This is a genomic window from Microbacterium sp. Z6_144 (assembly GCF_057197625.1).
Map to the genome: position 1 here is coordinate 125,707 of NZ_JBXVPT010000001.1, position 19,505 is coordinate 145,211.

The window sequence follows — 19,505 nt, forward strand, 5'->3', positions numbered from 1 at the left end:
CGCGTGCGGCGGCGCCGTGGGCGGTACCGTGTGAGGATGACGCGCGCGGCGGAGGCTCCCGGGACCCCGCCCGACCTGTCCGGCCGGACGTACCTGGTCACCGGAGCCACTGCCGGGCTCGGATTCTTCTCCTCCGACCAGCTCGCCCGCGCCGGTGCGCACGTCATCGTCACGGGCCGCAACCCGAACAGGCTGGCGGCGGCGAAGGTCGCGCTGCTGGCGCGGGTGCCGGATGCCTCGATCGAGACGCTGTTGCTGGACACGAGCAAGCTCGGATCTGTCCGCGCCGCTGCCGCGACCGTTCGCGCGCGTGGGCGGCTGGACGGGCTGCTCATGAACGCCGGCATGGTCCATCCGCCCAGAACCCGTGAGACCGCCGACGGCAACGAACTCGTCTTCGCCACCAACGTGCTCGGGCATTTCGCGCTCGCCGGCGAGCTGCTGCAGCCGCTCGCGGCGGCGTCGGGACGGATGGTGTGGGTCGGCAGCGTCTCGAGCTCGCTGTGGCGCTACGACCCCGTCGACCCTCAGCTGGTGGACGGCTACACGCCGTGGCGCGCCTACGTGCAGTCCAAGGTGGCCACCACCGCCCTCGGTCTCGAGGCCGACCGGCGTCTGCGTGAGGCCGACGTCCCGGTGGCGAGCGTCGTCGCGCACCCCGGGTACTCCAAGAGCGGCCGCACCGCCGCCATCCGCGGCATCAACGAACCCTCCCGGGCGAAGCGCTTCGTCGACAACCTGCAGTCCCCCGTCGCTCAGTCTAAGGAGGTCGGCGCGGCACCGCTGGTCCGCGCGCTGACCGATCCCGACGTACGCGGCGGCGAGGTGTGGGGGCCGCGGTTCGCAATCCGCGGCGTCCCGCACAGGGCAACGCCCGCCGCTCTGACCCGCAACCCCGAGCTCATGGCCCGGCTGTGGCGGACGTGCGAGGAGGCCATGGCGGTGCGATGGCCGTTCGAGAAGGCGTCGCGGACGGCCGGGATCAGGCCGACAACCAGACGGCGGATGCCGCGCCGTCCGGAAGTGTGATCGCCACGCCATCCACTCGCGCCGTCCCGGCACGACCGACCTCCACCGTGTGCCCCACGTCGACCCCCGCATCCACGAGTGCCCGGAGCAACTCGGGGTCGCGGTCGCTCACCCGCAGGACGCTTCCGGTGTGCCCCGGCGTCGCATGGGCGAGGAGCACGAACGCCTCGCGGTGCACCGCGCCCTCGGCATCCGGGATGGCGTCGCCGTGCGGGTCGAACCGTGGCCGGCCCAGCCGCTCGTCGATCCCCTCGAGGAGGCGATCGCTGAGGGCGTGCTCGAGCACCTCGGCCTCGTCGTGCACCTCGTCCCAGCCGTAGCCGAACTCCTTCACGAGCCAGGTTTCGATGAGGCGGTGCCGGCGCACCACCGCGGCTGCGCGCCGCTCGCCGGATGCGGTGAGGGAGACCGGGCCGTAGGGGCGGTGCGTGACCAGGCCCTGGGAGGCGAGTTTCTGCACCATCTCGGTCACGCTGGAGGGCGCGAGTCCGAGCACGCTCGCCAGCTGCGACGGGGTGATGCGCTCGTCCTGCCACTCGGTGTGGTGGTAGATCGTCTTGAGGTAGTCGTCGACGGCGGGGGATGCCACGGCTTCAGGCTACCGACCCGTCGACTTGCCAGCATCCGCGACATATGGGGCCGAATCGCGACGGATGCTGGCGAGTCGACCCGCGGGATAGCGTGAGTACGTGGGAGAGCGCGACGACACCGCCGGGATGGGCGACGGCGAGACGGGGGAGGCCGTACTTCCCCACGGGGTCGGGCCGTGGCCGGGCGGTCCGGATGCCTGGCCCGCGGACGAACGCTATGACCCGGAGCTCCTCGCGCACGGCGACCGGCGCAATGTCGTCGATGCGTACCGCTACTGGCGAATGGAGGAGATCGTCGCGGACCTCGATCAGCGACGGCACCCGTTCCACGTGGCGATCGAGAACTGGCAGCACGACATGAACATCGGGTCCATCGTCCGCAGCGCCAACGCGTTTCTCGCCGCGGAGGTGCACATCATCGGGCGCCGTCGCTGGAACCGCCGCGGCGCGATGGTCACCGACCGCTACCAGCACGTCCGCCATCACGAGGATGTGGCGGCGTTCGTCGCGTGGGCGGATGCGGCGGGGCTGCCGATCATCGCGGTCGACAACGTCGGCGGCGCCCTACCCGTCGACCGCGCCGAGCTTCCCCGCAACTGTGTGCTGCTGTTCGGTCAGGAGGGCCCGGGGCTGTCGCCCGAGGCGGTGGCCGCCGCATCCGGTGTCGTGGAGATCACGCAGTACGGCTCGACCCGGTCGCTCAACGCGTCGGCGGCCGCTGCCGTGGTGATGTACGAGTGGTGCCGACGGTGGGCTTAGCTGCCCGGCATCGAGTGCGTACCTTCTGACATCGTGCGCTAGGTAGCGCACCGCCCAGGCCACAGCTCGGGCGCCACCGGCCGTCTGCTTGACACTTGGTAAGTAAGTAATTACTGTGGGGGATACGCAATCAATGAAGGGTGATCAAAGTGAAACGCTTTGAAGGGAAGACCGTATTCATCACCGGCGCCGCAGGCGGCATCGGCTCCTCGCACGCGCACGCGTTCATCGAGGAAGGTGCCCGCGTGGTCGTGGCCGATCAGCGTCAGGACGAGGGGCGCGCACTCGCGAACGAACTCGGGGAGAACGCGCATTTCGTCGGATTCGACGTGAGCAGCGAGACCGAGTGGGCCGCTGCCGTGGAAGAGGCGGAGAAGCATTTCGGACCCATCTCGATTCTCATCAACAACGCCGGTGTCGTGTCGCTTCCGGCCTCCATCGAAGCCGGGCAGTTCGCAGATTTTCGACGCGTGATCGAGACCAACCTTTACGGCACCTGGCTGGGCATGCACACGGTGGCTCCGTCGCTGCGTCGCGCAGGTGGGGGTGTCATCGTGAACACCGCCTCGATCTCGGGGATGCAGGGTGATGCGATGTTCTCGCCGTACAACGCCAGCAAGTGGGCAGTGCGCGGGATCACCAAGACGGCCGCCATGGAACTCGCGCAGGACGGCATCCGTGTCAACGCCGTGAACCCGGGACCGATCAACACGCCGCTGATCACGGAGCCGATGGCGCCCGGGGTCCCGGCGGTCACGGCGAACTACTCGCCGCATGGTCTCGCGATTCCGCGTCTCGGGAAGCCGCGCGAGATCACCAACATGGTGCTGTTCCTCGCCTCGGACGAGGCGTCCTTCATCACGGGCGCCGAATTCGTCGCGGACGGTGGGCTGCTGCTCGGCCCGGTACCCACCGCCTAATCGGAGTGCTGACGATGTTTATCGTGCATGGGTCATTCCGTATCCCACTCGATGCGCTCGAGGACCTGCGTGCCACGTTGGCGCCGCTGCTGATCGCGACGCGGGCCGAACCCGGATGCGTCTCGTACGACTGGGCCCAGAGCCTCGACGATCCCGAGCAGTTCTACTCCATCGAAGTGTGGCAGTCCCGCGAGGATCTGGAGGCACACATGGCGTCCGATCACGCGCGCGAAGGCTTCGCTGACATGCCCTCGATTCTTATCGGGGAGCCGATCCTGGTCGGTTTCGCCAGCGACGACCAGGTCAACCTGCTCAGCTGAGCCGTACCGAGTCGATGGACTCTTATGACGAAGGAGACAGTCCCTGATGCGGAGGAACTCCGATGAAGAACCTCATTCTGGAGATGCGCGTGATGAGTGACCCATACAGCGCCGACAGCGCTCGACGCTTGAGGGAGGTTCCCTGATGGGACGCGTCGACGGCAAAGTGGTCCTCATCAGCGGCGGAGCCCGCGGAATGGGCGCGTCTCATGCGACCGCACTTCTGGAAGAGGGTGCCCGCGTCGTGATCGCGGATGTCCTCGAGGACGAAGGTCGCGCTCTGAGCCAGAAGCTGGGCGATCGTGCGCTCTTCGTTCCGCTCGATGTCACCGTTGTCGCCCAGTGGGAGAGGGCGGTTCGCGCGGCGGTCGAGCATTTCGGCGGCCTTGACGTGTTGGTCAACAATGCGGGTATCGTCCATTTCGCTCCCATCGACGAACTCGACGTGGACTCGTGGCATCGGGTGATGTCGATCAACCTCAGCGGCACCTTCTACGGGATCCGCAGCGCCGTGAGCGCGCTGAAGCTGCGCGGCCAGGGATCGATCATCAATATCTCGTCCAGCGCCGGTCTGATGGGCTACGAATCGCTGCCGGCATACACCGCATCCAAGTTCGGAATCCGAGGCCTGACCAAGGCTGCGGCTCTCGATCTCGGCCGCTACGGCATCCGGGTCAACTCCGTCCACCCGGGAATGGTGAGAACGCCCATGCTCGGGGATATCGATCCATTGCAGAGTCACGTGGCGTTGCACCGAATCGGGCGTGCCAGTGAGATCTCGGATGTCGTCGTCTTTCTCGCAAGCGACGAATCGAGCTTCGCGACCGGCGCCGAGTTCGTCATTGACGGTGGTGAGACCGCCGGACTTGCGCACTTCGACGGCACCTGACGCCTCGCATGACGAATGCACGGGACCGCCGTCCTCCCATCACCGACCCCTCCTATAACCGCACCCTGATAAGGCAAGGACGAAGCAGATGACAGCTCGGATCGACATGTACTTCCGCTACCGCATCATCGACGACGCGCGGTACGCGGACTACCTCGCGATCGTGCTCCCCCTCACCGAACGCGAGGAACCCTACGTGCTCGAGTACGAGATGGCGCGCGGTGCCGACGGCATCGTGCTGCAGCACGAGCGCTACGAGAACGAGGACGCGATCGTCAAACATCTCCAAGTGACCGCGGAAGGCCAGAAGGCCTGGGGAGAATCCACGGAGCTCCTCGACATCCGCTTCGTCGGGGAGCTCAGCGAGAAGTTTCGGACGGAATACGACACGCCTCTCGCGAGCTGGTGGACGCACTTCAGAGCCGTCGCGCGATAGCCCGGCCAAGAAGCTTTCACGCTGACGGTCGAGATGGCGTCGGCACGAATTCGCGCCTCATGTGAGTGGCTGGTCGTGCGGACGGATCTCGTAGGCGTAGACGGCGTCGGCGGTCGCGTCGACCCGGATGCTCCCCTCCCCGCCGCCCTCGAAGAGGATCGTGGCCGTGGCCGGCTGGGGTTCGCCGGGTGCTGAGCACTCCAGCTCGGTCGCGGTGGCCTCGGGCGGGGCGATCGCGGATTCGAGGCGGAGAACGAGGGGCGAGCCGTCCTCGCTCTGGCAGGTGACCACGAACTCCCAGAAGCCGGCATCGGTGGGGAGCTCGATGGCCACCCCGTCGGGCGCGACCGCGCCCGATGAGCGGGTGAGGAAGCCGCCACCGCCAGGGTGGTTCTCCGGAAGGGCGATCTCCGCCCACGCGGTCACGTCGTCGCCGGCGTGCGGCAGGGCGTCAGATGCTGCGGGACTCGACGCCGACAGCGAGGGCGCGGGTCGAGGTCCATCGTTCGGTGACGGCGTGGCGGTCGGCCCCGCTGCGCAGGCGGACAGCAGCGCCGCCGCCGGCAGGACGGCGACGACTGCCCGGGGGAGCCTCGTCATGCGCACACGGTAGGCCGCGACCCTGGGAACGCCGTGGATGGGGTCATAGGGCCCTGGGCGCGGGGTAGGGGGCAGGACAGGCTGGCGACATGAGCGCACTCGGCGCGATCCGGCGGTACCCCGCGATCACCGTCACGATCGTCGTCCTGGCCGTGGTCCTCTCCCTGCACACGGCGAACGGGCCGCGCACGGGACAGGCCTTGGCTACGGCCTACGTCTCCGTCTTCATTGTGTGGACGATCGCGCGGATGGTGCGCGATGTGCTCCGCGGACACGTGGGGCTGGACATCCTCGCGGTGGTCGCGATGATCGCCACGCTCGCCGTGGGCGAGTACATCGCCTCGCTGATCATCGTGCTGATGCTCGCCGGGGGCGAGGCCCTGGAGGATTTCGCCGCCCAGCGCGCGCGGCGCGATCTCACCGCGCTGCTGGATCGGTCGCCTCGCATCGCCCACGTGCTCGTGCATCCGCAGTGGTCGGGTTCCGATGAGATCCAGGATGCCGTGGTGGACGACGTGACGCCCGGTGACCTGCTTCTCGTACGCCCCGCGGAGATCGTCCCGGTGGACGGCGTTCTGGTCAGCGACAGCGGAACGTTCGACGAGTCCTCGCTCACCGGCGAGAGCATGCCGGTCACGCGCACCGCAGGGGGAGAAGTGCTGTCGGGGGCGGTGAACGGAACGCTCGCGGTGCGCATGAGGGCGACTCGGCGCAGCGCGGACAGCCAATACCAGCAGATCGTCGCGCTCGTGCGGGAGGCGCAGGAGTCGCGCGCGCCCATCGTGCGGCTCGCCGACCGGTTCGCCGTGCCGTTCACCGCCGCCTCGCTCGTGCTGGGCGGCACGGCATGGGCGCTGTCGGGCGACCCGGTGCGTTTCGCCGAGGTGCTCGTCCTCGCCACGCCGTGTCCACTCCTCATCGCCGCGCCCGTCGCGTTCCTGGGCGGGTTGTCGCGGGCGGCGAAGGCCGGGGTCATCATGAAGGGCGGCGCCGTGATCGAGCAGCTCGCCCGGGTGCGCTCGGCCTGCTTCGACAAGACCGGCACTCTCACCCAGGGCCGTCCCGAGGTCGTCGAGATCCGCCCCGCGGGCGGCTTCGACGCCGACACCGTCCTCGGTCTGGCCGCCTCCGCCGAGCAATACTCCACCCACGTGCTGGCCGACGGCATCCGTCGGGCGGCGGAGGCCCGCGGCGTCGAGCTGATTCCCGCCGAACGGGCCGGTGAAGTCGCCACCAACGGGGTGGCCGCGAGGATCGGCGGGCACGATGTCGTCGTCGGCAAGCCGGCCTACATCGCCTCTGTCGCCCCCGATCTGACGCGCGCGACGCTGGTCGCCGGGCAGGCCGCCGCCTACGTGGCCGTCGACGGAGCCTTCGTCGGCGCGCTCATCCTCGCCGATGCGGTGCGTCCGGAGTCGGCGGAGGTCATCGAGTGGCTTCGCGCGCACGGCGTCGAGCGCGTGGCGATGCTCACCGGCGATGCGCGCGCCACCGCGGAGGCGGTTGCCGGGGAGGTGGGGATCGAAGACGTCCATGCCGAACTCCTCCCGGCCGAGAAGGTGCATCTGGCGGCCCGGCTGAGCCCGCGTCCGACGATGATGGTCGGCGACGGGGTGAACGACGCCCCAGTGCTGGCTGCATCCGATATCGGCGTGGCGATGGGCGCGAAGGGCGCCACGGCCGCGGGGGATGCGGCCGACGTCGTCATCGTCGTCGACACGCTCTCGCGCGTGGTCGACGCCGTCGAGATCGGTCGGCACACCCTGCGCGTCGCGCTGACGGCGATCTGGATCGGCATCGGGCTGAGCATCGGGCTCATGCTCGTCGCGACGACGGGGGTCATCCCCGCCGTGGTGGGCGCGCTCGTGCAGGAGCTGGTCGATCTCACGACGATCCTGTACGCCCTCCGGGCTCTGCGCGGTCCCGCCGTCCGCCTGGGGACGGAAGCCGGCGCACCGGCGCCTGCCCGGGTCGCGGCGTAGCCCGTGCCCGTTGCGACCTCAGGCCCCCGCGGTCATCCACTTCTGCCCGCGCACGCGCCATCCGAGTGTCGCGAGCCGCGCCAGCATGTACGCGCCGAAGAACGTGGCAGCCAGCCACGCCAGCCCGCCCGCGCCGGAGATGCCGAGGATGGCGACGAGGACGAGAGCGGGCACGAACACGAGCAGGTTCAGCGCGCCCGCGAGCGCGAGATACCGGGCGTCGCCGGCGCCGATCAGCACGCCGTCCAGCACGAAGACGACCGCCGACACCGGCTGTGCCACCGCGAGCACGAGCAGGGCCGGCTGCACCAGGGCCGCCAGGCGCGCGTCGCCGGTGAATACGAGGCCGATGACGCCCGACAGCGCCGCGATGAGCGCGCCGACGACGACGCCGAACGCCAGGCCCCACGCGGTCGTCCGCCGCAGCACCCGTTGCACCTGGGCCTCGTCACCCGCGCCGAGGCCCTTGCCGACGAGCGCCTGGGCGGCGATGGCGAGGGCGTCCAGCGCGAAGGCGGCAGCGGAGAACATCGTGAAGACCACCTGCCATCCGGCCAGTTCGTCCGTACCGAGTCCAGTCGCGACCGCGACCGTGGCCAGGAGGGAGACGCGCAGGCTCAGGGTCCGCAGGAACATCCATCCCCCAGAGCGCGCCGAGCCCCGCACCCCTTCGCGCTGAGGGCGCACGGAGGCGGAGTGCGTGCGGGCCAGCCGTCCGACGACGGCCACATAGGCGGCGACCATCCCCCACTGGGCGGCGACGGTGCCCGCGGCCGAGCCGGCGATGCCCCATCCGAAGCCGTAGATGAAGACGACGTTGAGCAGAGCGTTCGCGGCGAAGCCGATGCCGGCGATCCACAGCGGCGTGACGGTGTCCTGCATGCCGCGCAGGAGCCCCGTCGCGGCGAACACGATGAGCATCGCCGGAAGGCCCCACATCGAGATGCCCAGGTACACCTCGGCGTGCCCGGTGACGTCGGGCCCTGCACCGAACGCGCCCACCAGCCACGGCGTGGCCAGCGACCCCGCCAGCGCCAGGACCGCGCCGATGCCGAGGGCCAACCACATCCCGTCGATGCCGACCGACACCGCCCGGGTGGGGTCGCCGGCTCCGAACCGGCGCGCGACGGCGGGAGTCGTGGAATAGGCGAGGAAGACCATGAGCCCGACGATCGTCTGCAGCACGGCGCCGGCGATGCCCAGGCCCGCCAGCGGAGCGACGCCGAGGTGACCCACCAGCGCGGAGTCCACGAGCAGGAACAGCGGCTCGGCCATGAGGGAGCCGAGGGCGGGGACGGCCAGTCGCAGGATGTCGCGGTTGAGCGAGGCACGCCGGGTCGTCACGCGTCGAGCCTAGGGCCCGTCGGGGCCCTTTCCTCCGCATCCCCAGGCGCCGTGCATATCCTTGAGGGATGACCGACAACGCCCGCTCCGGCCTCGCGATCGAAGAGCTCAGCGACGAGATCCGACCGCAGGACGACCTCTTCCGCCACGTGAACGGCCGCTGGCTGGACCGGACGGAGATCCCCGATGACAAGGCCCGCTGGGGGTCGTTCCACCTGATCGCCGAGCAGGCCGAGAAGGATGTCCGAGCGATCGTCGAGGAGTCGCAGGACGCCGAGCCGGGCACGGAGACCCGCAAGATCGGCGACCTGTTCACCAGCTTCATGGACACCGCACGCGTCGAAGAACTCGGCGCGGCTCCGCTGGCCGACCAGCTCGCGCGCGTGGACGCGGTCGACAGCATCCCGCACCTCCTCCGCACGCTCGGGGAGCTCGAGCGCGACGGCGTGAGCGGCCTGATCTCCCTGTTCGTCGAGCCCGACCCGGGCAACCCGCAGCGCTACCTCCCCGTGCTCTACCAGGGGGGCCTGTCGCTGCCGGATGAGAGCTACTACCGCCTGGAGAACTTCGAGGACACGCGCACGGCCTACCGCGGTCACATCGAGCGCATCCTGGACCTCGCGGGCGTTGCGGATGCCGCCGCGTCCGCCGACCGCATCTTCGCGCTGGAGACCGACCTCGCCACGCACCACTGGAGCCGGGAGGAAAGCCGCGATGCGGTGAAGACCTATAACCTCCGCTCGTGGGATGACACTGTCGCGCTCACCGGCATCGACCTCGCCCCGTGGCGCGACGCGGTGGCGCCCGGCTACCCCGACGCGCTCGCCGAGGTGGTCGTGTACCAGCCGAGCTTCCTGGAGTCCTTCGCCCGCCTGCTCAGCCCGGAACGCCTCGACGACTGGAAGGCGTGGCTGCGCTTCAAGGTCGTGCACAGCGCCGCCGCTTTCCTCTCGGAAGCTTTCGTCGCGGAGAACTTCTCCTTCTACGGCACCCAGCTCACCGGCGTCCCGGTCAACCGCGAACGATGGAAGCGCGGAGTGAGCCTCGTCGAGGCCGCCCTGGGCGAGGCGATCGGCCGCGTCTATGTCGAGCGCCACTTCCCGCCGGCAGCCAAGGTCGCGATGGACGAGCTCGTCGCGAACCTCGTCGAGGCGTACCGCGAGAGCATCTCCGATCTGGAGTGGATGAGCCCGGAGACCCGGGAGCGCGCCCTGGCAAAGCTCGACGCCTTCACGCCGAAGATCGGCTACCCGGTGAAGTGGAAGGATTACTCCGCCCTCGAGGTGGACGCGGGAGATCTCGTCGGAAACGTCCGCCGCGCCCACGTGTGGGAGCACGACCGTCAACTGGCGCAGGTCGGGCAGCCCATCGACCGCGACGAATGGCACATGACGCCGCAGACGGTCAACGCGTACTACAACCCGCTGATGAACGAGATCGTCTTCCCGGCGGCGATCCTGCAGTATCCGTTCTTCGACGCCGAGCGGGATGCTGCGGCCAACTACGGTGGCATCGGCGCTGTCATCGGACACGAGATCGGGCACGGCTTCGACGACCAGGGGAGCCGCTTCGACGGTGACGGGTCGCTGCGGGACTGGTGGACCGAAGCCGACCGCGCCGCGTTCGAGGAGCGCACGTCGGTGCTCATCGAGCAGTACAACACCCTCGTGCCACGCGGCCTGTCGGAGGAGCACACGGTCAACGGTGCGCTCACGATCGGCGAGAACATCGGTGATCTCGGGGGACTCGGCATCGCGATCAAGGCCTATCGGCTGTCGCTGCGCGGCGCCGACGCCCCGGTGATCGACGGGTTCACCGGCATCCAGCGTCTGCTGCTGAGCTGGGCGCAGGTCTGGCAGCAGAAGGGCCGGGATGCCGAGACCATCCGCCTCCTCACCATCGATCCGCACGCGCCCAACGAGTTCCGCTGCAACCAGATCGTCCGCAACATCGACGCGTTCTACGACGCGTTCGGGGTGACCTCATCCGATGGCCTGTGGCTGGATCCCGGTCAGCGCGTGACCATCTGGTAGTTCCCGATCGGTCACCCGGACGTGCTCGACTGAGCGCCTGAACCTCCGAGGAGCATCGCCGTGGGTACGTTCCCCGACACCCCCCGTGACACCGCCCCGCTGCGGGGCGCGGGTCGCTCGGGGAGTCGCCGCCCGCCGCGGCGGACCGGGGCCGGCCGGCGCTCGTTCACCTCGACCCTGCGATCGCTCGACGAGCTGGCGGCCTCCGGCGCTCGCGTCGCCGTGCATGTGGACGACCTCGACCGCGGGACGACGGTGCTCGCCGGCGACGACAACGACATGCTTCCGGTGGGGGGCGTCGGCATCGTCCCGTTGCTCATCGAGGTGGCGGCGGGATTCGAGGACGGGCGCTTGAATCCGCTCGACATCATCGACCGATCCGGCCTGGACGCCGTGACGGTCTCCGGTGTGTGGCACCAGATGAAGGCGCCTGCTCTGCCGCTCATCGACCTCGCGGCGCTCGCCGCATCCACCGGCGACGCGCTCGCCGCCAACGCCCTGCTCGCGCGCGTGGGCCTGCCCGCGGTGCGGGCACGCATCGAGGCGCTCGGGTTGCAGCGCTCGGCGCTCCTCGATCGCTTCCGCGACCGCCGCGGCCCCGACGATGCGCCTCAGGTGGCGCTGGCCTCGGCGCGCGAGCTGTCGACGCTGCTCTCGGCGCTGGTGAACTCGCGGGCCGTGGATGCGCGGGTGAGCGCGCAGGTCGCGGAATGGCTGAGCCTCAACACTGACCTGAGCCTCGTCGCCTCTGCCACCGGACTCGACCCGTTCGCGCACGACAACGACGACCACGGACTGCTCTTCATCAACAAGACGGGGCGCGCCAACGGGGTACGGGCCGAGGCCGGAGTGCTGGCCGGACCGCGCGCGGGAGTGTCGTACGCGCTCATCGTCAACTTCGACGACCTGTCGATCGCGCACCGGCTGCGCGCCCACGACGCCTTCCGCGTGCTCGGCCTCGAGCTCATGGAGTACGTCTTCTGAGCTCCGCCAAGCCCCGGTCGCTGAGCGGCCCGCCCGGCCCCGGTCGCTGGGCTTGTCGAAGCGTCCGGCGCGCCGCCCGAGCGCGACCGGGTCTCAGAAGACGATCGTGTGGTTGCCGTTGCGGATGACGCGGTCCTGGGCGTGCCACTGCACGGCGCGGGAGAGCACCTGCCGCTCCACGTCGGCACCCCGGCGCACCAGCTCCTCGAGGGAATCGCCGTGGGTGACTCGCACGGTGTCCTGCTCGATGATGGGGCCCTCGTCGAGGTCGTCGGTGACGTAGTGCGAGGTCGCACCGATCAGCTTGACCCCGCGCTCCTTGGCCTTCTTGTACGGCTCGGCGCCGATGAAGGCCGGCAGGAAGGAGTGGTGGATGTTGATGACGGGAACGCCGAGCTTCTGGAGGAAGTCGCCGGAGAGGATCTGCATGTAGCGCGCGAGCACGACGAAGTCGACGTTGCCCACGAGCAGCTCGAGGATCTTCGCCTCGGATGCACTCTTGTCCGGTCCAGGGGCGGAGGGCACGTGGAAGAACGGGACGCCGAAGGAGCGCACGTCGTCGGCCGACGTGGTGTGGTTCGACACGACCATGGGCACGGTGACCGGGAGGTCGCCGCGGCGGTGGCGCCACAGCAGGTCGAGGAGGCAGTGGTCCTGCTTGGATGCGAGGATCGCCATGCGCTTGGGTACCGACTGGTCGGTGATCGACCACTCCAGGTCGAACCCGCCGCCCAGCGTCTGCGCGAGGTCGGCCTCGATCGCCGGGATCGCGGCGGCCAGGTCGGCCCGGTAGAACACGACGCGCTGGAAATACGCACCGCCGCGCGGGTCGTCGGAGTACTGGTCGAACGCGACGATGTTGCCGCCGTTGCGCGTGATCAGTGCCGACACGGCGGCGATGATCCCCGGCTGGTCACGCCCGTGCACGATCAGACAGGCGTGGTCGGGATGCAGATGAGGGCTGTGCGCGGCCATCCCTTCATTCTGCCGTGCCGTGGATGCTCCGTTCGACGGGCCGACCGGCGCTCTGCGGGGCCGTCGGCCCCGCAGAGCGCCGGTCGGCAGCCGCTCAGACCAGGGATGCGGCCCGGCGTGCGCCCTCGCCGAGCGACTCGAGCTTCGCCCACGCGATCTGGGGATGCACGCGGCCGCCGAGCCCGCAGTCGGTTGCGGCCGTCACGCGTTCGGGCCCGACGATCGCGGCGAAGCGGGCGATCCGCTCGGCGACGAGGTCGGGATGCTCGACGACGTTCGTCGCGTGGCTGACCACTCCGGGCACGAGGACGAGGTCGTCGGGGATCGGGGCATCCCGCCACACCGCCCACTCGTGTTCGTGGCGGACGTTGGCGGCCTCGAACGAGATCTGTCCGACGTTGGCCTCGAGCACGGCGGGAAGGATGTCGCGCAGCTCGATGTCGGTGGTGTGCGGGCCGTGCCACGACCCCCAGCACAGGTGCAGGCGCACGCGGTCGCGCGGAAGCCCCTCCAGCGCATGGTTGAGCGCCTCGATGCGGATGCGGGTGAAGGCCTGGTAGTCGGCCACGGACGGCTCGGGGTTGATCTGGTCCCAGCTCTCCGCGAGCGAGGGGTCGTCGAGCTGCAGGATGAGGCCTGACTCGACGATCGCGCGGTACTCCTCGCGGAGGGCCTCGGCCCACGCCCACAGGTGCTCCTCGTCGGTGGCGTAGTACTCGTTGCGCACCCGGGCGGCGCTTCCCGGCGCGATCGCGGTGAGGAACCCGGTCCGGCCCTCGCCGAGCGCGCCCGTGAGGTGGCGGATGTCCGCGGCCACGGCATCCTGCCCGCGGTAGATGATCGGGCCGGTGGTGCTGGGGAAGGCCGTGGCGTTCTTTCCGGTGGCGATCCCGCTGTCGGGATCGGCATAGGCCTCGGCGAAGATCGTGCGGTCACGGCGGTCGAGGAACGATGTGAGCCGCACGGCCCCGGGCTCGGAGCGCACGGGAGGCTCGTTGAAGGCGTTGACCTCGGTCAGCGAGAGGCCGCTCACGCGCTGGAACGAGTACGACCACCACGCGCCGTAATCCACCGCGTTGGACATGGCCTTGCCGAACTCGCCGTCGCCCGGCTGGGTGATCCCCGCCTCGCGCTGGCGGCGTACGACGTCGGCCACGGCCTCGTCGGTGAGCGCCTCCACGGCGGGATCGGGCACGAAGGTGAACCCGTCCTCCGCGAAGCGGCGCGCCGCGTTGGCGGCGATGAGGGCGTCGGTGCGGGGGAGGCTGCCGGCGGTGGTCGTCTGGATCTCAGTCATGCGCGCTACTCCTGCGGTTCGGGGATGCCACCGAGAACCTATCGGTCGTCCGCGACGGCCGCGCATTCGCATGACACGGTGCGTCATGAAAGGACGGGCGTGGCGGCCTGCACCCCTGCCGCGAACGGTCAGCGCACGCCCCGCATGAGGGCGAGCACCGGCTTGACCGCGAGGAGGAGGGCGATGCCCAGCAGGATCGCGATGGCACCCAGGATCGCGAAGTACGGGACTTCGTTGCGGGGGTCGTAGAACTCCGCAGCCCACCCCGCGATCGCCGTTCCCAGCGCCACCGAAAGGAAGTACAGAGCCACCATCTGCGTGTGGAAGCGGCGCGGCGCGAGCTTGGTGGTTGCCGAGAGCCCGACGGGTGAGATGAACAGCTCGGCGATGGTGAACACCAGCAGGATGCCGACGATCCCGAGCAACGGGGTGGAGTTGGCCCCGCCGTTGGCCCACACCAGGAAGAGCAGGAACGCGACGCCCATGATCATCGCGCCCAGGGAGAACTTCACCGGTGTCGACGGCTGGCGTCGCCCGAGCTTCGTCCAGACGGCCGCGAAGACGCCGGAGAGGATGATGACGAAGATCGGGTTGATCGAGTTGACCCACGAGACCGGCATCACCCACCCGAAGATGTCGCGGTTCAATCGTTGGTCGGAGTAGATCGTGAGCACCGTGAACTGCTGCTGGTACAGCGACCAGAAGCCCACGTTGACCACGAACAACGGGATGAACCCGAAGACCCTCGAGCGTTCGTCCGGGCTGACCGCTTTCGAGGCGACGATCACGACGAAGTACGCGATGGCGGCGACGACGGTCACCAGGATGACCACGACGGCGAGGTTCTCCGGGCGGATCACCCCGGCCAGGACGAGCACGACGATGAGCACGATTCCCGCCAGCGCGACGCCGATCACGAGGATGCGCCGGTTCGCGGGCAGCGGATGGGGAACGGCGCGGGCGGATGCGGGCAGCTGCTTGCGGCCGAAGCTGTACTGCAGCAGCCCCAACGCCATCCCCACCGCGGCGGCCCCGAACCCCCAGTGGAACCCGACGGTCGACTGCAGGGCGCCGGTCACGATCGGGCCGAAGAACGCGCCCAGGTTGATCCCGAGGTAGAAGAGCGAGAACCCGGCGTCGCGGCGCGGATCGTCGGCGGTGTAGAGGGTCCCCACGACCGAGGTCGCGTTCGCCTTCAAGCCGCCGGAGCCGACGGCGACGAGGACCAGGCCCACGCCCAGGCCCCAGAAGCCGGGGAGGAGCGCGAGGGCGACGTGACCCGCCATGATGACGACCGCGCTGGAGAACAGCACCCGCTCGGAGCCGAGCAGGCGGTCGGCGATCCATGCGCCGAGGATCGTGGAGAGGTACACCGTTCCGCCGTATGCGCCGACGATCCCGGTGGCCACGGCCCGGTCCATGCCCAGGCCGCCCTCGGTGACGGTGAAGTACATGTAGATGAGCAGGATCCCCTGCATGCCGTAGAAGCTGAATCGCTCCCACATCTCCACGCCGAACACGTGTGCGAGCGCCCACGGCTGCCCGAAGAATCGCGTGTCGGCGTCGCCCGTTTGCGCGGGCGGCGCGGCGCCCAGGGGGTCGGCGCCGGCGGGGGGTGAGTCCGGCATGCGACCAGGCTAACCCTCGGGGGCTTCGCGCGCCCGGCTACGCTGGACGCGACGGCCGACCCGCGCCGCTCGGTCCTCGACCCCGGAATGCCGTGACCCTCGCCGCGCCTGTCTCTGCACCTGGCTGGCGCACGTGGCTCGTGTGGGCCGTGGGGGTCGGTGCGTACATGCTGTCGGTCACCAACCGCAGCTCGCTCTCGGCCGTCGGCGTGGATGCGGCGGTGCGCTTCGACGCCGACGCATCCGCCCTGTCGATGTTCGCCGTCGTGCAGCTGGCCGTCTACGGCGGCCTGCAGATTCCGGTCGGGCTGTTGCTCGACCGGTACGGCGCCCGACCGATGGTCACGATCGGGATGGTGCTCATGGCCGTCGGACAGGGCGTCATGGCGATGGCCTCCGATGTCGGGATCGGCCTCCTCGCCCGCATCCTGATCGGAGCGGGGGATGCCGCGGTGTTTCCCAGCGTGCTGCGGGTGATCGCCCTGTGGTTCCCGGCGCAACGCGCTCCCGTGCTCGTCCAGCTCACCTCGACGATCGGCCAGTTCGGGCAGATCCTGTCGGTGATCCCGTTGGCGCTGCTGCTGCACGCGACGTCGTGGTCGATCGCATTCGGAAGCCTGGCGGGGCTCGGGGCCCTCTTCGCCGTCCTCGTGTTCGCGGTGATCCGCAGCCGGCCACCGGGGCGGACGATGGATGTGGCGGTCGACACCGACACCGGGGCGATCCAGGTCGTGCGCTCGGCCGCAGATCTCCGAGAGGGATTCCGCGACTCGTGGGCGCACCCCGCGACGCGCCTGGCCTTCTGGTCGCACTTCGCCACACCGTTCGCGGGTACCGCGTTCGGGCTGCTGTGGGGATTCCCCTTCCTCACCGCGGGGGAGGGGCTGAGCCCGGCGACGGCCTCGCTGGTGGTGACCTCGTTCATCCTCTCCCTGATCGTGATGGGGCCGATCATCGGTGCACTGTCGGCACGGAACCCGATGCGACGCTCGCGCCTGCTGGTGCTGCCGGCCATCGGCGTCCAGGCGGCGGCGTGGCTCGCGGTGATCGCGTGGCCCGGGCCGGCACCGCTGTGGCTGCTGCTCCTCCTGGCCTTCGCCCTGGGCACCGGGGGACCGGCATCCATGATCGCCTTCGATCACGCCCGCGCCTACAACCCCAGCCACCGCCTGAGCACCGCGACGGGAATTGTGAACGGCGGCGGGTTCCTCGCGGGGCTGCTGGCGATCCTCTTCATCGGCGTCGCGATGGACGTCCAGGGTGCCGGCACGCCCGGCACCTACACGCTCGACGCCTTCCGTGTGGCCTTCCTCACGCAGGTGCCGCTGTGGCTCCTGGGCGCGACGATGATCGTGATCGAGCGCAAGCGCACCCGCATCCATCTCGGGCTGGAACGCCCGCGGCGGCCGCGGTCCGGTCGCTAGCGGCGCGGTACGTCGGGGAGGGAGGGGCGCCCTTCGCGCGGGCTCGGACGCGACGGGAGGAACAGCGCGAGCACCAGCGCCACGAGGGCGGCTCCGATCCCCAGCGCGAAAGACATCTGGAAAGCGCCGGCCGTGGGAATCTGAACCCCCTCGCGTGAGGTCGACATCCCCGCGAGCACCGCCCCGATGACGGCGCCGGCGGTGCTGGTTCCGAGCGAGCGGGACAGCGCGTTCAGGCCGTTGGATGCGCCGGTCTCGCTGGGCGGCACGTTGCGCATGATCAGCATCGGCATGCTGGCGTAGCCGAAGCCGATCCCGAAGCCGATGAGGATGTTCGCCACCACGAGGTGCCAGACCTCGCTCGCCCACACGAGGGAGAAACCGTACGCGAGCGCGAGCGACACCGCCCCGGCGACCAGCAGGGCGCGGGGGCCGACGACGCGTGCCAGGCGTCCGGAGAGGGGCGAGAGCACCATCATGATGAGGCCGGACGGCATGATCACGAGGCTCGCGGCCAACAGCGAGAGCCCGAATCCGACGCCCGTGGACACCGGCAGCTCCAGCATCTGCGGGTACGAGATCTGCGAGCTGAACAGTGCGAAGCCCATCGCCACCGAGGCGAGGTTCGTGAGAAGAACAGGACGGCGGGCGGCGACGCGCAGATCCAGGAGCGGGTCACGCACGCGCAATTCGAAGAATCCCCATGCGACCAGCACGACGACCCCGCCGGCCGCGAGACCCAGGGTGAGCGGCGACGTCCACCCCCAATCGCTTCCGCGCGAGATGGCGAGCAGCACGCACAGCAGTCCCGCGGCCAGGCCCGCGGCACCGACGAAATCGAATCGGCCGGCCGTGCGCAGCACACTGACGGGCACGATCCAGAGCACGAGCGCGAAGACCGCGACGCCCAGAGCGGCGGAGATCCAGAAGAGCAGGTGCCAATCGGCCCGGTCGGCGATCACCGCGCTGATGGGCAGGCCCAGGGCGCCGCCGACGCCGAGCGTCGCGCTGATGAGCGCGATGGCGGCGTCGATGCGGTCTTCGGGGAGCACATCCCGCAGGATCGAGATGCCCAGGGGGACGACACCGGTGACCGCGCCCTGGAAGGCGCGACCGACGATCACTCCCACGATGTCGGTGGACAGCGCGGCGATGACAGAGCCGATCACCATCAGTGCCAGCAGCACCAGCACGATGCGGCGTTTGCCGTACATGTCGCCCAGGCGCCCGGCGATAGGCGTCGTTGCGGCGGCTGAGAGCAGCGTGGCCGTCACCACCCACGCGGTGTCTTCGCGGGGAGCATCCAGCAGTTCCGGCAGTTGCGCCTGGATCGGCACCACCAGCGTGAACATGAACGACGAACTCAACCCGGCGAGCGCGAGCACCGCGACGACGAGCATGGGCGGGGGGATGCGGGTCAGGCGCTTCCTGCCGTCCTTCACCGCCACCATCTCAGGCTATCGCCGCTGGGAAGGCACCCGGGTCATGAGGGCGTGGTCGGTGCAAGACTGAGGGGGTGAGTGACGAGCCGCCCGGCATCGAGATTCGCGAACTGGCCGGCACCGATCAGGTGCACGAGGGCGCGGCCCTGCTGGCCACGGTGTGGCCGGGTGACCGGCAGGCCATGCCCGCGAATGCGCTGCGTGCTCTGCAGTACTCCGGCAACTACGTCGTCGGGGTCTACGCCGACGAGCGGATGGTGGGAGCATCCGCCGCGTGGTTCGGGTCCCCTTCGGCGCGGACGCTGCATTCGCACATCACCGGCATCGTGCCGGAGTATCAGAGCCGCGGGGTGGGGCGTGCCCTCAAACAGCATCAGCGTGACTGGGCCTTCGCACACGGGGTGGGCCACATCACGTGGACGTTCGACCCGCTGATCGCCCGTAACGCCCACTTCAACCTGCGGGTTCTCGGCGCGCGCACCACGGCGTACCTGGTGGACCAGTACGGCCCGATCAACGACGAGGCCGGTCGGGCCGTCGCCTCCGACCGGTTGCTGGTGTCGTGGGACCTCGCTGAGCCGCCCGCGGGCACCCCCGACGGGGCGGCGGTCGAGGCGGAGGTGATGATCCCCGCCGATATCGAGGCGATCCGGCGGGAGACCCCTGCCGCCGCAGCGGCCTGGCGGACCGTCGTGCGCGGCACCCTTCTCCGCCACCTCGACGACGGTCTCCGCATCGGCGGCTTCGACGACGAGCGGGGCTACCTCCTCGTCGCCGGCGACTGACGCAGCTTGCGGATAGACGGTTCCCCGGCGATGCTGGGAGAGCGCGACGCGGGTGGGACCGCTGCAGA

At 69.8% G+C, this 19,505-nt stretch carries 18 protein-coding genes; 11 read left to right on the top strand and 7 right to left on the bottom strand.

Features of this window, described 5'->3' with window-relative positions; all coding sequences use genetic code 11:
* Positions 1–36: 36 nt before the first annotated feature.
* Positions 37–1,029 carry an SDR family NAD(P)-dependent oxidoreductase gene (locus AC2DGY_RS00620; protein WP_484507763.1) on the top strand — a complete coding sequence of 331 codons (993 nt, stop codon included), beginning with the start codon at positions 37–39 and terminating at the stop codon, positions 1,027–1,029.
* On the opposite strand, the gene AC2DGY_RS00625 is transcribed toward AC2DGY_RS00620, so the two are convergent.
* Positions 983–1,618, bottom strand: coding sequence for a metal-dependent transcriptional regulator (locus AC2DGY_RS00625; protein WP_484507764.1), 636 nt, complete (start codon positions 1,616–1,618; stop codon positions 983–985). The genes AC2DGY_RS00620 and AC2DGY_RS00625 overlap by 47 nt on opposite strands.
* A 127-nt stretch (positions 1,619–1,745) precedes the next feature.
* Between AC2DGY_RS00625 and AC2DGY_RS00630 the strand changes: the two genes are divergently transcribed.
* The 5 genes from AC2DGY_RS00630 to AC2DGY_RS00650 all read left to right on the top strand — a co-directional run bounded on the left by AC2DGY_RS00630 (position 1,746) and on the right by AC2DGY_RS00650 (position 4,943).
* A complete protein-coding gene (locus tag AC2DGY_RS00630) occupies positions 1,746–2,378 on the top strand; it encodes a TrmH family RNA methyltransferase (RefSeq protein WP_484509955.1) in 633 nt (210 codons plus the stop codon).
* A gap of 149 nt (positions 2,379–2,527) precedes the next feature.
* The gene (locus tag AC2DGY_RS00635; RefSeq protein WP_484507765.1) at positions 2,528–3,298 is read left to right on the top strand and encodes an SDR family NAD(P)-dependent oxidoreductase; all 771 of its coding nucleotides are present in this window, start codon (positions 2,528–2,530) and stop codon (positions 3,296–3,298) included.
* A gap of 23 nt (positions 3,299–3,321) precedes the next feature.
* Entirely contained in the window at positions 3,322–3,618 is a 297-nt protein-coding gene (locus AC2DGY_RS00640; protein ID WP_484507766.1) for a putative quinol monooxygenase, read from the top strand.
* Between the two features lie 145 nt (positions 3,619–3,763).
* Positions 3,764–4,507 carry a glucose 1-dehydrogenase gene (locus AC2DGY_RS00645; RefSeq protein ID WP_484507767.1) on the top strand — a complete coding sequence of 248 codons (744 nt, stop codon included), beginning with the start codon at positions 3,764–3,766 and terminating at the stop codon, positions 4,505–4,507.
* 88 nt (positions 4,508–4,595) lie between these two features.
* On the top strand, positions 4,596–4,943 hold the full coding sequence (locus AC2DGY_RS00650; protein WP_484507768.1) for a hypothetical protein: 348 nt from the start codon (positions 4,596–4,598) through the stop codon (positions 4,941–4,943).
* Between the two features lie 57 nt (positions 4,944–5,000).
* On the opposite strand, the gene AC2DGY_RS00655 is transcribed toward AC2DGY_RS00650, so the two are convergent.
* A complete protein-coding gene (locus tag AC2DGY_RS00655; protein WP_484507769.1) occupies positions 5,001–5,543 on the bottom strand; it encodes a hypothetical protein in 543 nt (180 codons plus the stop codon).
* Positions 5,544–5,632: 89 nt separating this feature from the next.
* On the opposite strand from AC2DGY_RS00655, the gene AC2DGY_RS00660 reads away from it, so the two are divergent.
* On the top strand, positions 5,633–7,525 hold the full coding sequence (locus tag AC2DGY_RS00660) for a heavy metal translocating P-type ATPase (protein ID WP_484507770.1): 1,893 nt from the start codon (positions 5,633–5,635) through the stop codon (positions 7,523–7,525).
* 18 nt (positions 7,526–7,543) lie between these two features.
* On the opposite strand, the gene AC2DGY_RS00665 is transcribed toward AC2DGY_RS00660, so the two are convergent.
* Positions 7,544–8,869 (bottom strand): MATE family efflux transporter, encoded by a 1,326-nt coding sequence (locus AC2DGY_RS00665; protein ID WP_484507771.1) that lies wholly within the window; start codon positions 8,867–8,869, stop codon positions 7,544–7,546.
* A gap of 68 nt (positions 8,870–8,937) precedes the next feature.
* On the opposite strand from AC2DGY_RS00665, the gene AC2DGY_RS00670 reads away from it, so the two are divergent.
* The gene (locus tag AC2DGY_RS00670; RefSeq protein WP_484507772.1) at positions 8,938–10,902 is read left to right on the top strand and encodes a M13 family metallopeptidase; all 1,965 of its coding nucleotides are present in this window, start codon (positions 8,938–8,940) and stop codon (positions 10,900–10,902) included.
* 60 nt (positions 10,903–10,962) lie between these two features.
* Entirely contained in the window at positions 10,963–11,886 is a 924-nt protein-coding gene (locus tag AC2DGY_RS00675) for a serine hydrolase (RefSeq protein ID WP_484507773.1), read from the top strand.
* 93 nt (positions 11,887–11,979) lie between these two features.
* Here AC2DGY_RS00675 and purU read toward each other — a convergent pair whose 3' ends face one another.
* From purU to AC2DGY_RS00690, 3 genes are all read right to left on the bottom strand, one after another.
* Positions 11,980–12,861, bottom strand: a complete 882-nt coding sequence (gene purU / locus AC2DGY_RS00680; protein ID WP_484507774.1) for a formyltetrahydrofolate deformylase — start codon at positions 12,859–12,861, stop codon at positions 11,980–11,982.
* Between the two features lie 94 nt (positions 12,862–12,955).
* Positions 12,956–14,158 (bottom strand): cobalamin-independent methionine synthase II family protein, encoded by a 1,203-nt coding sequence (locus AC2DGY_RS00685; RefSeq protein WP_484507775.1) that lies wholly within the window; start codon positions 14,156–14,158, stop codon positions 12,956–12,958.
* Between the two features lie 128 nt (positions 14,159–14,286).
* Positions 14,287–15,786, bottom strand: a complete 1,500-nt coding sequence (locus AC2DGY_RS00690; RefSeq protein WP_484507776.1) for a peptide MFS transporter — start codon at positions 15,784–15,786, stop codon at positions 14,287–14,289.
* A gap of 92 nt (positions 15,787–15,878) precedes the next feature.
* On the opposite strand from AC2DGY_RS00690, the gene AC2DGY_RS00695 reads away from it, so the two are divergent.
* Complete coding sequence (locus AC2DGY_RS00695) at positions 15,879–17,210, top strand: MFS transporter (protein ID WP_484507777.1); 1,332 nt, start codon at positions 15,879–15,881, stop codon at positions 17,208–17,210.
* Here AC2DGY_RS00695 and AC2DGY_RS00700 read toward each other — a convergent pair.
* Positions 17,207–18,610, bottom strand: coding sequence for an MFS transporter (locus tag AC2DGY_RS00700; protein WP_484509956.1), 1,404 nt, complete (start codon positions 18,608–18,610; stop codon positions 17,207–17,209). The two genes, AC2DGY_RS00695 and AC2DGY_RS00700, sit on opposite strands and share 4 nt — an antisense overlap.
* A 116-nt stretch (positions 18,611–18,726) precedes the next feature.
* Between AC2DGY_RS00700 and AC2DGY_RS00705 the strand changes: the two genes are divergently transcribed.
* Positions 18,727–19,437, top strand: a complete 711-nt coding sequence (locus AC2DGY_RS00705; RefSeq protein ID WP_484507778.1) for a GNAT family N-acetyltransferase — start codon at positions 18,727–18,729, stop codon at positions 19,435–19,437.
* The last annotated feature ends 68 nt before the right edge of the window (positions 19,438–19,505 follow it).

Excerpts from the sequence above, each read along its gene's own strand:
- AC2DGY_RS00620 (WP_484507763.1), top strand. The coding sequence starts at position 37 with ATGACGCGCGCGGCGGAGGCTCCCGGGACCCCGCCCGACCTGTCCGGC.
- AC2DGY_RS00630 (WP_484509955.1), top strand. The coding sequence starts at position 1,746 with ATGGGCGACGGCGAGACGGGGGAGGCCGTACTTCCCCACGGGGTCGGG.
- AC2DGY_RS00645 (WP_484507767.1), top strand. The coding sequence starts at position 3,764 with ATGGGACGCGTCGACGGCAAAGTGGTCCTCATCAGCGGCGGAGCCCGC.
- AC2DGY_RS00650 (WP_484507768.1), top strand. The coding sequence starts at position 4,596 with ATGACAGCTCGGATCGACATGTACTTCCGCTACCGCATCATCGACGAC.
- AC2DGY_RS00655 (WP_484507769.1), bottom strand. The coding sequence starts at position 5,543 with ATGACGAGGCTCCCCCGGGCAGTCGTCGCCGTCCTGCCGGCGGCGGCG.
- AC2DGY_RS00660 (WP_484507770.1), top strand. The coding sequence starts at position 5,633 with ATGAGCGCACTCGGCGCGATCCGGCGGTACCCCGCGATCACCGTCACG.
- AC2DGY_RS00670 (WP_484507772.1), top strand. The coding sequence starts at position 8,938 with ATGACCGACAACGCCCGCTCCGGCCTCGCGATCGAAGAGCTCAGCGAC.
- purU (WP_484507774.1), bottom strand. The coding sequence starts at position 12,861 with ATGGCCGCGCACAGCCCTCATCTGCATCCCGACCACGCCTGTCTGATC.
- AC2DGY_RS00685 (WP_484507775.1), bottom strand. The coding sequence starts at position 14,158 with ATGACTGAGATCCAGACGACCACCGCCGGCAGCCTCCCCCGCACCGAC.
- AC2DGY_RS00690 (WP_484507776.1), bottom strand. The coding sequence starts at position 15,786 with ATGCCGGACTCACCCCCCGCCGGCGCCGACCCCCTGGGCGCCGCGCCG.
- AC2DGY_RS00700 (WP_484509956.1), bottom strand. The coding sequence starts at position 18,610 with ATGCTCGTCGTCGCGGTGCTCGCGCTCGCCGGGTTGAGTTCGTCGTTC.